The organism is Streptomyces sp. NPDC111606 (genome assembly GCF_055656945.1).
In genome coordinates, this window is sequence record NZ_JBVKBY010000002.1 from 726,778 (window position 1) to 741,600 (window position 14,823).

Below are 14,823 nucleotides of genomic sequence, written 5' to 3' on the forward strand. Positions count from 1 at the left end.
CCCTCCGGGGTGCCGGGGTATGTGCGGCGGCCTCGCTCATCGGGGCATGCCCCCTCACGTCGTTGAAAGGGAAACATGCCCAGTTCTCTCAGCTCTTGCACGTCACCTCGTGCGCGTCGGTTCGACGCCCCGCCTCACATCAGCAGCGAGGTGATCAGCGCGAGCAACTCGTCCCTGCGCGGGGTGAGATAGAAGTGGTTCCCCTCGAAGGCCCGGACGTCCAGCCCTTCGGTCGTGACGTCCGCCCATGCCGAGAGATCCTCGATCGTGCAGGCGGGATCGCGGTCGCCGCCGCAGGCCGTGACCGGAACTCCCAGCCGGCGCAGACGGGTCGGGCGGTACGTCGCCAGCAGCCCGAAGTCCGCGCGCAGGGCCGGCATGATCACCGGCCGCAGCGCGGGGTGTTCGTAGACGGCGGCGCCCTCGGGGTCCAGTCGCCGGACGTGATCCAGGATCTCGGTGTCGGTCTGGAGCGGGCGCGGCGGCTGCTCCTGCGGGACACGGGGCCGGGTGCGGCCCGACACGATCAGGCGGGTGAGGGTGCGGCCGGGGACGCCCTCCAGACGGCGGGCCACCTCGTACGCCACCGACGAACCCATGCTGTGCCCGAAGAAGGCCAACGGCAGGTCGTCGGTCACCTCGTGCAGCAGGGCCGTCGTGATCGCGTCCGCCAGCTCCTCCATCGTGGTCGCGCACGGGTCGGAGAAGCGGTCCTGGCGGCCGGGGTACTGCACCGACACGACCTCGATCTCCGGTGGCGTCAGCGTGGCCCAGTCGTGGAAGAAGCCCGCCGCGCCGCCGGCATGGGGAAAGCACACCAGGCGGATCTTCGCGCCGGGTGCGCTGACGCCCCTGAGCCATCGGGTCCCGCTGTCCGGGAGCGGGACGGTCATGACTCCGCCTCGAACTCGGACAGGAGGGCGTCGAGGGCGCCGTCGGCGCCACCGTTCTGCTTCATCTCGACGATGCGGTTCGTCATGTCCTTCAGTGTGACCGGTTCGAGGAACAGCTGGATCGGTACGTCGATGCCCAGCTCGTCGCGGAGCCTTCCGGCGAGGTGCACGGCCGTCAGTGAGTCGCCGCCCGCCTCGAAGTACGTCTGCTGCAGATCGGCGGCGCCGTTGAGATCCAGCGCCTCGATCACCAACTCGGCCACCACGGCCTCGAGTTCGTCCTCAGGCGACGGCGACGGCGACGACGACGTCGATGCCGGTGTCGGCGGGCCCGGCGCCTGAGCCGTCCCTTCCGCCGCCGCGGGCCGCCTCAGCGTCAGCGCGCCGTAGCTGTCACCCGCGAACGGGTGCGTCGGGAGCGACACCCGCCGTGCGTCTCCGTCGAGGGCCGGCCAGGTCACCTCCTCGCCGCCGAGCCAGGCCTCGCCCCGGGGGTCGGTCGTGGTGTCCCGGCGGCCCCCGGCCAGCGCCGCGAGCTTGTCGGCGGCCTCCCGTGCCCCGGCGGCCACGACATAACCGCGTACGGGCATCGCGACCCGGCCCGTGCGCAGGGTGTGGGCGACATCGGCCAGGGACGGGGCGTCCGCGTCGCGCAGCCGCCTCGCCAACCGGTCCGCGACAGCGCCGAGTTGGCGCTCGGTACGGGCCGACAGCGGCAGGACCAGCGGGTGCGCGGCCGGATCCGGTCGGGTCGGCCGCTCCGGTGCCTCCTGCACCACCACGTGCACATTCGTGCCGCCGATCCCCACCGACGTCACGCCCGCCAGCCGGGGCAGGCCCGCCCTGTCCGGCCACTCCTCCGCCGCCGTCACCAACCGCAGCGGCGAGTCCCGGAGGGCGGTGACCGGGCTGGTGACGTCCACCGTCGGGACCAGCGTGGCGTTCTCCAGCATCAGGATCGTCTTGATCAGCGCCGCCGCCCCGGCCGCCGCGTCCGCATGCCCGATGTTCGACTTCACCGAGCCGATGCCGATGCCGATGCCGTCACCGCCCGCGAAGGCCGCGCTCGCCGCCTCGAGTTCGATCCGGTCCCCCAGCTCCGTCCCGGTCCCGTGCGCCTCCACGTACTGTGCCGCCGACGGCTCCAGCCCCGCCGCCGCCCACGCCTCCGTGATCGCGGCCGTCTGCTGGTCCACCCCCGGAGCGGTGAACCCGACCTTGCCGGAACCGTCGTTGGTGACCGCCGTACCCCGGATCACCGCGCGCACCGGGTCGCCGTCGGCCAGCGCGTCCTCCAGCCGGCGCAGCACCAGCACGCCCACCCCGCTGCCCGGCACCGTGCCGGCCGCCTTCTCGTCGAAGGGGCGGCAGCGGCCGTCGGGGGAGAAGATCCCGCCCTGGTAGTGGACGTAGCCCTGCTTGCGCACACTGCCGACGGCCACGCCGCCCGCGAGCGCGGTGTCGCACTCGCCGAGGAGGAGGGCCTGTACGGCGAGATGGACCGCCGTGAGCGAGGTCGAACAGGCCGTCTGGACCGTCATGCTCGGGCCGTCCAGCCCCAGTCGGTACGAGATCCACGGTGCCAGGAACTCGCGGTCGGTGAGGATACGGACCTGAAGGGCGCCGATCGCCGACGCGAGCGCCGGGTCCGTGCCGGCGGCCAGGGCGTGTTCGGTCGGGCTGCCGCCCACGTACACGCCAGTACGGGACGCGGCGTTCAGCGGGGCGTGGCCCGCGTCCTCCAGGGCGGACCAGGCGGTCTCCAGCAGTACCCGGTGCTGCGGGTCCAGGGCCGCCGCCTCGGTGCGGCTGAAGCCGAAGAGGTCCGCCTCGAAGCGGTCCGCGTCCGCGAGCCGGCCCTGTGCGGCGACGTACGCGGGGTTGCGCAGCTCCGCCGCGTCAGCGCCGTCGGCGAGCAACTCCTTCTCGGTGAAGGTGGACAGGGAGCGGACGCCGTCGCGCAGGTTGGCCCAGTAGGCCTCCAGGTCCGGCGCACCGGGGAAGCGGCCGCTCATGCCGACGACGGCCACCGCGGATTCGAGATCCTGCATCGGGACTTCCTCGGTCGTCATCGCGTCGTGCCTTTCCTGGAACGGATCTTCTGCAGGGCCGCCCGGCGGTCGCTGCCGCGCCGGGCCGCCTCCTCGCGGGGTGCGGTGTTCTCGGCCGTACTGTCGAGGTGGGCCGCCACGGCAGCCACCGTCGGATACCGGAAGAGGTCGACCAGGGTGAGGCCCCGGTGGTCCGGGTGCTCCTGGAGCGCCGCGAGCACCGCCAGCAGCCGTACCGAATTCCCGCCGAGGTCGAAGAAGTTGTCGTGCACGCCGACCCGGTCCAGGGTCAGCACCCGCTGCCAGACCTCGGCCACGCGCTGCTCGGTCGCGCTGCCCGGAGCGGCGTACGACTCGCTCAACGCCGGCCGTGACGAGGGCGGCTCGGGAAGCCGGGACCGGTCGATCTTGCCGGAGCGGTTCAGGGGCAGCTCCGGCAGGCGTACGAAGACATCCGGGACCATGTAGCCGGGGAGCCGCTGCGCCAAGTGGGCACGCAGCACCGCGTCCGGCATCTGCGCGGTGGTGACCAGGTACGCCACCAACCGCTGCTCGGCACCGTCCCCGCGCACCGCGGCAGCGGCCACCGTGACATCGGCATGTCCTGCCAGCAGGGCCTCGATCTCGCCCAGTTCGATCCGGTAGCCGCGCAGCTTCACCTGGGAGTCCCCGCGGCCGAGGTAGTGCAGCACGTCGTGCGCGTCGACACGGCACAGGTCCCCGGTGCGGTACATCCGGCTGCCGGGCGGGCCGTACGGGTCGGCGACGAAGCGTTCGGCCGTCATCCCGGGCTGGCCGATGTAGCCGCGGGCCAGCGTGGCCCCGGCGACGTACAGCTCGCCGGTCACGCCGACCGGGACCGGGCGCAGCCGGCGGTCCAGTACGTAGGCGCGGGAGCCGGGGACGGTGTGACCGATCACCACCGGCTCGCCCGGACGCAGATCGGCCGTGGTGGAGTACACCGTGGCCTCGCTGGGGCCGTACGCGTTGACGATCCGGCGGCCCTCCTCGCCGAGCCGCTCCACCAGCTCGGCCGGGCACGCCTCGCCGCCGACCGCGAGCGTGCGCAGCTCGGGCAGGGCGCCCGGGGCGCGGGGCAGGGTCATCGCGGCGGACGGCGGCAGGAAGACGTACGTGATGCGGGAGTCCCTGAGCCGTGCCTGGAGCGTCTCGCCGAGTCGCTCGTCGTCCTGCGCGATGTGCAGTTCCGCGCCCGCGACCCAGGGGAAGAACAGGTCGGACACGGCCACGTCGAAGCCGAACGACACGAACTGGAGGACGCGGTCCTCGGCGGTCACCGGGAACACGGGGCGCACGTTCGTCGCGAGGTTCAGCAGCGAGCGGTGCTCGACGGCGACACCCTTCGGGACGCCGGTGGAGCCGGAGGTGTAGAGGACGTAGGCGAGGTCGCCGGGGGCGCACGACACCGGGGTCCGCGCGGGTGCCGTGTGCGTGTCCTCGTCGACCCGCAGTTCCGGTACGTCCGTCCCGGCCAGGCCTGTCGTCTCCGCCGCCGTCAGCAGCAGGGACGTGCCCGAGTCGGCGATCATGTAGGCGAGGCGGGCCGCCGGATGGGCCGGGTCCAGGGGTACGTATGCGGCGCCGGCGCGGAGCACCGCGAGGGCGGCGATGCCCATGTCGGTACCCCTCGGCAGCAGCAGGCCGACTCGGTCGCCGCGGCGTACGCCGTGCTCGCGCAGGCGGGCCGCGAGGGTGTCGGCGCGGGTCAGCAGTTCGCGGTACGTGAGCCGTTGCCGGCCGCAGACCAGGGCGGTGGCCTCCGGCTGTTTGGCCGCGCGGTCCGCTATGAGTTCGGGTACCAGGTGCGCCTTGGGGGGTGCCGCGTTGTGTCGTATGGCGGCTGCGGGTTCGTTGTGGCTGGTCGCGCAGTTCCCCGCGCCCCTTCTCGGCGCTGCCCTCCCCGGTGTCTGGTTGTGCAGGGCGAGTAGCCGGGCGCGTTCGTGCGGCGGGAGCATGTCGACTGTCGACAAGGGCGCGTCCGGTTGAGCCAGCAACCCCTCCACCAGCGTCTCGAAGCACCGCACCCACCGGCGTACCGTCTCCGCCTCGAACAGGGCGCTGCGGTGGATGAGATACGCGGCGAGGTCCTCGCCCCAGCGCTCCACCTGGAGGTGGAAGTCGAACTTCGCGGTGTCCAGGCCGACATGGACGCGCTCGGTCTCGGCGCCGGCCAGGCGCAGCGTCAGTTCGGTGTCGTCGTCGTAGCCGAAGACCACCTGGACGACCGGGTCGTGGCTGATCTCGCGGGCGGGGGCGACAGCGTTCACGACGGCCTCGAAGGGGGCGTCCTGGTACGGCTGGGAGTCCAGCAGGGCGGTGCGCAGGCGGTCGATCAGGTCGTGGTACGACGGGTCGCCGGACAGGTCGATCCGCAGGGCCAGGGTGTTGGTCAGCATGCCGACCAGGTCCTGGAGTTCCGGACGGTCCCGGCCGGAGACGGGAAAGCCGATCACCAGGTCCTCGGCGCCCGAGAGCCGGCTCACGAACGCGGCGTACGCGGCGAAGACGGCCATGAACGGCGTTCCGCCGCGCGCCCGTGCCGTCTCGGCGATCCGCTCGCGGACCCCGGCCGGCAGCGTGAACCGTTCGGTGCCGCCCGCCGCCGAACGGACCGCACCGCGCGGCCGGTCCAAGGGCAGCGGGACCGTCCCGGCGGCGCCCCGCAGCCGCTCGGCCCAGTACGCGACGGAGCCGGCGTACTCGCCGCTCGCCTGCCGTTCGCGCTGCCAGGACGCGAAGTCCGGGAACTGAAGGGCGAGTTCGGGCAGCGTATGGGCCAGCCCCTTGGTCTCGTTCTCGTAGCCGGCCGACAGTTCCCGCAGCAGCACGCCCAGCGACCAGCCGTCGCAGACCAGGTGGTGGGCGACGAGCAGGATGCGGTGGCTGCCGTCGGCGATGGCGTACAGCGTGCAGCGCAGCAGCGGGCCGGTCGTCACGTCGAAGGGTCGGGCGGCCTCCGCGCGCATCCGGGTGTCCACCTCGGCCACGGGGACATCGCGCTCCACGCGCGGCTCGGCCCGCCCGGCCGCCGACACGATCTGCAGCGGCACTCCGTCGGTGCCGGTGCGGAACACCGTGCGCAGCGACTCGTGCCGGACGACGAGCGCGTCGAGGGCACGGCCGAAGGCGGCCATGTCGAAGGGCCCGTGCACGGTGAAGGCGGCGGGCACGTGGTAGGTCGCGCTGCCCGGGTCCATGTGGTCCAGGACGAGCAGCCGGGCCTGCGCGTCCGAGGTCGGGAACTCGTACTCCTCAGTGGTCCCGGTACCGATGTCGTCAGCGTCCATCTGCCTGTGCTCCGTCCCCCGTGCGGTCCCTTGCCAGTACGTTCTCCACGGCCGTGGCGATCTCGCCGACCGGCCCCGCCGTGAGCACATCGCTGTGCTCGCAGTCCAGTTCGTGCACGTCCACTCCGGCCGAGCAGTTCTGCCACGCCGCGTGCTTCTCCTCCGTCGTGGCCTCCGCCGTGCGGGTGGCCGAGAAGAGGGTCACGCGGCCGTCGTACGGCGACGGCCGCCAGGCGCGGGCCAGCTCGATGTACCGCTCCATGGCGGCGACCAGGGTGTCGAGGCGCCGTTCGTCCAGGTCGGCCAGCAGGGCGCTGTGCGCGTGGACGCGGGCGACGACCTCGGCCCGCTCCAGTGGTCCCGGCCCGGCCGGACCCCCGGGCAGCGCGTTGCGCAGCAGGTTGTCCAGCGCTGACTGCTCCACGACCGCCGGGTCCAGCGGTACGCGTGCCACCTCGGGCGGCTTCGGCATCGCGTCCAGCACGGCGACGAGCCCGACCTTCTCGCCGGCCGCGCGCAGCCGCACCGCCACCTCATGGGCGATCGGCCCGCCGAAGGACCGGCCGAGCAGCAGATACGGCCCGTGCGGCCGCACCGCCCGGATGCGCGACACGTAGCTCTCCGCCAACTCCGCCATCGTCCGCGGCAGTTGCTCGCCCTGCAGCACCGGCGTCTGCAACGCGTACACCGGCCGCCCGGGCGCGAGGTGCGGCAGCAGCGCCGCATACGCCCAGCCGAGCCCCAGCCCCGGGTGCAGACAGAACAGCGGGGGCAGGTCGCCCTCGCGGCGCAGGGTGAGCAGCGGGGCGTAGGCGTCGTCGTCCCGGTCCTCCGCCTGCCCTGTCGCCAGGCGCGCGGCGAGCGCGGCGGGTGTGGGCGCCTCGAACAGCACGGCCGGGGGCACCCGGATACCCAGCTCCGCCTGGATCCGCGCGGTCAGACGCAGGGCGAGCAGCGAGTGGCCGCCGTGCGCGAAGAAGTCGGCGTCGGGGCCGAGCCCGTCCACGCCCAGCACCTGCGCGAACAGCGCGCACAACCGTTGCTCGCGCCCCGGCCGGGCGATCCGCCTCCCACTGTCCCGACGGCCGCCCTCCGGCTCGGGCTCGGGCAGCACGGCCCGGTCGACCTTGCCGTGCACGGTCAGGGGGACGGCGTCCAGGCGGGCCCACGCCGACGGCAGCAGATGCGCGGGCAGCGTGCGCGCCGCGTGCTCCCGTACGAGGTCCAGGTCGCCGCCCACGACATACGCGACCAGCCTCTTGCCGCCGTCCGGCCCGGGGCGCGCGGCGACCACGGCCCGCTCCACGCCCGGGCAGCCGGCCAGGGCGGCCTCCACCTCGCCGGGCTCGATCCGGAAGCCGCGCACCTTGACCTGGTCGTCACCGCGGCCCATGAACTCCAGGTCACCGCCCGCGAGCCGGCGCACCAGATCGCCCGTGCGGTACATCCGGGCGCCGGGCGGGCCGTACGGATCGGCGACGAAACGCTCGGCGGTCCGGCCGGGGCGGTTCAGGTATCCGTGGGCGAGCCCGGCACCGGCGACGTACAGCTCGCCGACCGTTCCCACCGGTACCGGGCGCAGGAGGTGGTCGAGGACGTGGGCGCGGGTGTTGTCGAGGGGCCGGCCGATCGGCACGGACGCGCCGACGTCACCGGTCACACCGTGGGCCGTGGCGAACACCGTGGTCTCGGTGGGGCCGTAGCCGTTGACGACCCGGGTGCCGGGGCACAGTTCACGCACCCGGCGCACCGCCTCGGGCGCGAGGACGTCCCCGCCCGCCCACACCTCACGCACACTGCCGAGCACCTCGGGTGCGATCTCCGCGACGGTGCGCAGGAGTTCGGCGGTGAGCCACACGGCCGTGACGCGCGCTTCGGGCAGCAGCCTCTTGAGCAGGTCAGGGGTGACCGGGCCGGGCGGGGCGACCACCACGGTGCCGCCGTTCAGCAGGGGCACCCACGTCTCGTAGGTCGCGGCGTCGAAGGTGTGCGGGCTGTGCAGGAGGACGCGCTCGTGCGCGCCGCCCGTGAAGCGGGAGTCGGCGGCGAGTTCGACGACGGCCAGGTGCGGGGTGACGATGCCCTTCGGTTCGCCCGTCGAGCCGGAGGTGTACATCACGCAGGCCGGAGACTCGGGCTGTACGGGGGGCGTCGGCGGGTGGGCGGTGGTGTCGGGTTCGCGAAGGTCCAACGTCCGTACGCCATCCGGGAGGTTCACCGCCGTGCCCACCATCGCCACCCGAGCGTCCGCCGCCTTCACCAGCGCCGCCAACCGTCCCGCCGGAGCCTCCGGATCCAGCGGCAGACAGCACGCGCCCGCCTTCAGCACGGCCAGCTGCGCGACGACCATGGACACGGACCGTGCCAGCGGCAGGGCCACGGTGTCGCCGGGACGTACCCCCGCCGCCCGGAGCCGACCCGCCAGCGCGTGGGACGCCGCGTCGAGACCGCCGTACGTCAGCACCTCGTCGTCGGACTCGACGGCGGGTGCGTCGGGCGTACGGGCCACCTGCTCGGCGAAGCGCCCGGGGATGCTCAACGTCTCGGGCGCCGGACGTACCGGCCCGTCGGAGAGGGCGAGCAGCTGCCGCCGCTCCTGTGGCGGGAGGACGTCGAGCCGGTCGGCCGGTGTCCCGTGCGCGCAGGTCAGCGCCTCCAGGGCGTGCGCCAGGCGGGCGCCGATCGTGGGCGCAGAGATGCCCCGGCGGCAGCTGACCCGCAGCAGCATCCGTTCGCCGGCGACGACGGCGACGGTCACCGGGTAGTGCGTCGCGTCCCGTGTCTCGACCAGCTCGACAGCTGGGGCGTGCCCTTCGGTACGCGGGAAGTTCTCGAACGCCAGGACCGTGTCGAAGAGTTCGCCCGCGCCGGCCGCCCGCTGCACCTGCGAGAGCCGCACGTGGTGGTACGGCGCCAGCCGCAGCTGCTCGTCCTGGACGCGGGCCAGCAGTCCGTCGACGTCTTCGCCGGTGCGCAGCCCGATCCGTACGGGCAGCGTGTTGATGAACAGCCCCACCATCCGCTCGACACCGGGCAGATCGTGCGGCCGCCCGGAGACGACCGCGCCGAACACCAGGTCCTCGGCGCCGGTCATCCGGGCCAGCACCAGGGCCCAGGCGGTCTGCGCGACGGTGTTGACGGTGACACCGGCGTCCGCGGCACGTCGGGTGACGGCCGCCGTCAGCTCGGGTGTCAGCTCGATGTCGACCGTGTCCTCGCGGCCGTCGGGCCCCTGCGGCGACAGCAACGCGGGCCGCGTCGGGCCGCCCAGTGCCTCGCGCCAGGCAGCCTCCGCGCGGACCTGGTCCTGACCGTTCAGCCAGACCAGGTACTGCTTGAAGGGAGCGACGGGCGAGAGCTCCCCGGTACCCGCCACCAGTGCCTCCAGATCCTGCGCGAGCAACGGCAACGACCAGCCGTCCAGCAGGATGTGGTGGAAGGTCAGCAGCAGATCCGCACCCTCGTCGTGCCGCACCAGGGTGGCCCGCACCAAGGGCGGCCGGGCCGGATCGAAGCGCCGGTGCCGGTCCTCGGCCATGAGGCGGGCAAGCTCCGCCTCCGTCTCCTCCGGTGTGCGCCCGGTGTGGTCGGTCTGCGTCCAGGGCAGCTTCACCGCACGCGGGATCACCTGCACCGGCCGGTCGACGTGCTCGTGCCTGAAGCACGCCCGCAGATTCGGATACCGCTCCAGCAGCCCGGCCACCCCGGCCCGCACCGCCTCGGCCGTGACACCGGGGGCGATCCGGAACCGCGCCTGCACCAGATACGGGTCGGGGCCCTCCGGATCACGCAGGGCGTGGAAGAGCAGCCCCTCCTGCGCGGGGGACAGCGGCAGCACGTCCGCGATACGGCCGCCCATCAGTCGTCCCCCTCGCTGTCCTCGTCGGCCGGCTCGAACTCCAAGTCGTCCTCCAGCAGGGCGAGTTGATCGGGGGACAGGTCGACGAGCGGGAAGTCGGAGCTGGTGTGGCCGCCCGTGCCGTCCCGGCGCGTGTGCTCGACCAGCACCTCGATCGCCTCGCACCACAGCCGGGCCAGCTCCAGGACCTCGTCCTCGCCGAGCTCGCCACGCGCGTACGAGAACCCGGCGCTGAGACACAGCCGCCCGGAATCCCGTTCCGTGACCAGCGCGTCGACTTCCACCGCGTGCCCGAGCGGCAGCGCCTCCGTGGCCATGCCGAGCAGCTCGCCGTCGGCCGTGTCGTCGCCGGAGAACCGGCCCAGGTAGTTGAAGCGCAGGTCGGGGACGGGCAGTGCGGCCAGCTTCGGGGCCGTGTCCGGGTTGAGGTGGCGCAGCAGACCCCAGCCGAGGCCGCCCGAGGGGACCGCCCGCAACTGCTCCTTGATCTGCTTGAGCGCCTCGCCGGCCGCGTCCCGCACGGGCTGCCAGAAGTCCGGGCCGAGCGCGCTGCCCGCGTCCACCCGGATCGGGTACTGGGTGGTGAACCAGCCGACCGTACGAGAGATGTCGGCCTGCGTGGAGAGTGGCTCACGGCCGTGGCCCTCCAGGTGGACCAGCAGACCGGAGCCCGCGCCCCGTCGCCGTACCGCGGCCGCGGCCAGCGCCGTCAGCAGCACGGCGTCCGGGCCGCAGTGGAAGGCCGCGGTCACCTCGGCCAGGACAGCCTCGGTGACCTCGGGGGTCAGCTCGACGGTGAGCACGGCACGGCTTGCCCCGACACCGCGCCCGCCGGCGATCCGTGCATCCGGGCCGGTCAGCATCCGCTCCCACCAGGCGGACTCCACATCGGCAAGCTCGGGCCGCACCGCCTCCTGCGCCAGCAGGCGGGCCCAGCGCGCGAAGGAGGTGCCCGTGCTCTCCGGCAGCCGCTCCCCGGCCAGCCCGGCGGCCAGTTCGGGACCCAGCAGCCGCCAGGACACCCCGTCCACCGCCAGATGGTGCACCGTCAGCAGGAGCAACCCCGACTGCCCGGCGGGAGCGGCCAGCCAGGTCGCCCGCAGCATCTCGCCCCGCTCCGGGTCGAGCCGCACCGACGCCGCCAACTCCTCGGCCGTTTCCCGCAGATCGGCACCGGCCGGCACTCCGACACGGTCGACGGCCGGCCCGGGAATGTCCTCGGGAACCTCCAACTCCCCGTCCACGAGCCGCATCCGCAGCACACCGTGCCGCTCGACCAGCCCGCGCACCGCCGCCTCGACACGCTCCGGGGTCACGTCCCGCGGCACCGGGAACACCATCGACTGCGTGAACGCCGCCGCGTCCCCGCCGCCCTGCTCGCGCCACCAGCGCATGACCGGCGTGAGCGGGAAACGCCCGGTGCCGGAGTCCGGGCCCGCATCGGTGCCGAGGCCCGTCACCTCCCGCGCCGTCACCGCCAGCGCGGCCGGCGTACGGGCCGTGAAGACGTCACGCGGCGTGATGCCGAGTCCCGCCCCCGAAGCCCGTCCGGCCAGCTGGATCGCCATGATGCTGTCGCCGCCGAGCCGGAAGAAGTCGTCATCCGCACCGACCCGTTCGACACCGAGCACGTCCTCGAACAGGGCGCACAGGGTGACTTCGCGAACGCCTTCCGGCGCCCGCCCGGCACCGTCGGGCCGGGTTCCCGGCGCGGGCAGCGCCCCCCGGTCCAGCTTGCCGTTGGGCGCCAGCGGCAGCGACTGAAGCACCACCACGTCGGCCGGCACCATGGCGGCGGGCAACCGCCCGGCGGCGTACGCCAGCAGGGCGTCCGGCGCCGGTTCCGTGCCGGCTGCGCCGACGACGTACGCGACGAGCCGCGGCCTGCCCGGCCGGTCCTCCCGTACGACGGCCACGGCCTGCTCCACCGACGGGTGCCCGGCGAGGACGGCCGCGATCTCGCCCGGCTCGATGCGCTGACCCCGGATCTTCACCTGGTCGTCGGACCGGCCCAGGTACTCCAGCTGCCCGTCGTCGCGCCGTCGGGCCAGGTCCCCGGTGCGGTACATGCGCGCGCCGGGCCCCCCGTACGGGTCGGCGACGAACCGCTCGGCGGTCGCCCCCGGCCGGCCCAGATAGCCGTACGCCACCCCCGGGCCCGCCAGATACAGCTCGCCGCTCACCCCGGGCGGCACCGGCCGCAGCCGCCCGTCGAGCACGTACGCCCGCGTGCCCGGCAGCGGGGCGCCGATGGGCGGGGGCGTGCCGTCGCCGGTCAGCGGGCCCGAGACGGTGGCCGCGACGGTGAACTCGGTGGGCCCGTAGGCGTTGTGGAACCGGCGTCCGCCGACCGCCCAGCGGGCCACCAGCTCCGGCGGGCACGCCTCCGCGCCCACGGCCAGCGACCGCAGCTGCGGGTACTTCCCGGTGGGCAGGGTCGCCAGCACCGACGGCGGCAGCATCGCGGCGCTGATCCGCAGCCCGGTCAGCACATCGGCCAGTCCTTGCCCGGCGAGCGGCCCCTCGGGCGGCACGACCAGCGTCCCGCCCGAGCCGAATGCCATGCACATCTCGGCCACGGAGATGTCGAACGCGGGCGACCCGAGCTGCAGGACCCGGCTCCCCAGGGGCAGCGCCAGCGAGTCCACGAGTCCTTGAGCGAGGGCGGCTAGACCGGTGTGGGGGACGACGACGCCCTTGGGACGCCCAGTGGACCCGGAGGTGTGTATGACATACGCCGGCGTCAGCGCCCCATGGGGGCGCGGGGAACTGCGCGACCAGCCACAATGGCGCGGCAGACGATTCACGACATGCCGCGGCACTTCCAGCAAATCGCTCAACACCAACGTCGGCACACCCGTGTCGACTGCGACCCCCCGCTCACCCACCACGACCAGCATCGGCTTCGCGTCCTCCAGCGCCCCCCGGATCCGCTCGCTCGGATAGTCCGGATCCACCGGCAGATAGGCGGCGCCGACCCGCTGCACGGCCAACAACGCAGGGACCATCGCCGCGGTGCGCCCCAGCGCAAGGGCCACGACCGCACCGGCCCCCACCCCGTGCTCGGCGAACACCGCGGCCAACCTGTCAACCCGGTCCATGAGTTCGGCGTAGGTCAGCGCCAGCGCCCCGTCCTCCAGCGCAGGCGCGTCCGGCGTACGGACCGCCTGCCGTGCCACCAGGTCGGGTAGCGACACCGGCTCGGGTGCGTCAGGGCCGACGCCGAGCCCCAGCAGCCGCGTCCGGTCGGCCTCCGGCACCAGGCCGACCTCGGCGAGCGGCACCTCGGGGTCGGCGGTGAAGCGGCGCAGCAGCTCCAGGTAGGCGTCCGTCCAGTGCCGTACGGTGTCGGCGCCGAAGAGGGCCGTACGGATCTCGAAGCTGCCGTCCATCGCGCCGTCGTCGGCGTCGCGGACGATGCCCACGAGGTCGTGCTCGCCGCCGGTGTGGATCCGCTCCGGCTCGCTGAACTCCCGCAGCGCGGCCACACTGCGCTGCTGGGTGAGGTGCATGAACACCCACTGGAACAGCGGGGAGCGCCCGGCGCTGCGGTCGGGGGCGACCGTCGAGACGATCCGGCCCACGGGCACGTCGGCGTTGGCCATCAGCTCGGGGAAGTCCGTGGCGAACCGGGACAGCACGTCGGCGAAGGAGTCCCCGGGCCGGATCCGCCAGCGGGTCGGGATGGCGTTCATGACATACCCGATGACCCGCTCCAGGCCCTTGGCGGCCCGGTTGGCGGTCGGGGTGCCGAGCACCATGTCATCGGCGCCGGTCAGGCGGTGCGCGAGGACCGCGAAGGCCGCCATCAGGACGACGTAGACGGAGGCGCCGCGCTCCCGGGCCAGGGCCCGAATCGCCCGGGCGGTCGGGGCGTCGACGCGGAAGGGGATCTGCGCGATGTCGTCGCCGGTGTCGTTGCGGCTGCCCGGCACGGTGAGCGGGCCCGGCGGCTCCGCCAGGTAGCGGCGCCAGAAGTCCAGCCGTGCCGCGAAGACGCCGGCCTCCTCCAACTCGCCCTGCCAGGACGCGAAGTCGGCGTACTGGATGAGGGGACGGGACGTGGTCGTACCGTCGCCGCTGCCGGTGGCGTGGTGGGCCTCGGCGAACTCGGCCTGGAGCACGTCGAAGGACCACCAGTCGGCGATGACGTGGTGCAGGCCCAGCATCAGCGTGGTGCGCCGCTCGTCGACGGTGACGAGGCGGGCCCGCATCAGCGGTCCGCCGGCCAGGTCGAAGGAGCGGCGCCGGAAGGTCTCGAAGGCCTCCGCGATGCTGGTGCCGGTGCCGCGTAGGTCCTCCCGCTCCAGGACGAAACGGTCCTCGGGCGGGAAGGTGACGTACAGGGCGCCAGGCTCGCCGCCGAGGCGCGCCCGCAGGATGTCGTGCTGGGACCGGACCAGGGTGAGCGCGGTCTCCAGCCGGTCCGGGTCGACCGGCTCGACCGTCTCGTCGAAGTGGTAGGCGCTGCACAGGTTGAGCGCGGGAGTGCCGGGATACAGCGACTCGTACACCCACAGGTCCTCCTGCGCGGGGCTGAGCCGCACCGGACCGTCCCCGTCCCGGCGCGGCACGACCGCCGGGATCAGACCCAGCTGCCCGGACTCCACGAGCCGGCGCATCAGCCGGACGCGCTGCTCACCGCTGAGCGCGCCGAACCGCTCGGCCATCGAGGCACCGGTCGCCCTGGCCGCCCCCGTTGTCCCCGTCAC

The 14,823-nt window shown here is 73.8% G+C and carries 5 protein-coding genes; all 5 read right to left on the reverse strand.

Annotated features, from left to right (window positions below; translation table 11 throughout):
• Positions 1-134 precede the first annotated feature (134 nt).
• From ACZ7M7_RS11190 to ACZ7M7_RS11210, 5 genes are read right to left on the reverse strand one after another with little or no spacing between them, the layout of a single operon-like run.
• Complete coding sequence (locus ACZ7M7_RS11190; protein ID WP_472115014.1) at positions 135-893, reverse strand: thioesterase II family protein; 759 nt, start codon at positions 891-893, stop codon at positions 135-137.
• Positions 890-2,944, reverse strand: a complete 2,055-nt coding sequence (locus tag ACZ7M7_RS11195) for a beta-ketoacyl synthase N-terminal-like domain-containing protein (RefSeq protein ID WP_472115017.1) — start codon at positions 2,942-2,944, stop codon at positions 890-892. Before ACZ7M7_RS11195 ends, ACZ7M7_RS11190 begins: the two co-directional genes overlap by 4 nt.
• A gap of 17 nt (positions 2,945-2,961) precedes the next feature.
• Positions 2,962-6,252, reverse strand: a complete 3,291-nt coding sequence (locus tag ACZ7M7_RS11200; RefSeq protein ID WP_472115020.1) for a non-ribosomal peptide synthetase — start codon at positions 6,250-6,252, stop codon at positions 2,962-2,964.
• A complete protein-coding gene (locus ACZ7M7_RS11205; protein WP_472115023.1) occupies positions 6,242-10,111 on the reverse strand; it encodes a non-ribosomal peptide synthetase in 3,870 nt (1,289 codons plus the stop codon). The genes ACZ7M7_RS11200 and ACZ7M7_RS11205 overlap by 11 nt, the downstream gene beginning before the upstream one ends.
• Positions 10,111-14,823 (reverse strand): amino acid adenylation domain-containing protein, encoded by a 4,713-nt coding sequence (locus tag ACZ7M7_RS11210; protein ID WP_472115026.1) that lies wholly within the window; start codon positions 14,821-14,823, stop codon positions 10,111-10,113. Before ACZ7M7_RS11210 ends, ACZ7M7_RS11205 begins: the two co-directional genes overlap by 1 nt.

Coding starts and splice junctions, on each gene's coding strand:
- ACZ7M7_RS11190 (WP_472115014.1), bottom strand. CDS start 893: ATGACCGTCCCGCTCCCGGACAGCGGGACCCGATGGCTCAGGGGCGTC.
- ACZ7M7_RS11195 (WP_472115017.1), bottom strand. CDS start 2,944: ATGCAGGATCTCGAATCCGCGGTGGCCGTCGTCGGCATGAGCGGCCGC.
- ACZ7M7_RS11200 (WP_472115020.1), bottom strand. CDS start 6,252: ATGGACGCTGACGACATCGGTACCGGGACCACTGAGGAGTACGAGTTC.
- ACZ7M7_RS11205 (WP_472115023.1), bottom strand. CDS start 10,111: ATGGGCGGCCGTATCGCGGACGTGCTGCCGCTGTCCCCCGCGCAGGAG.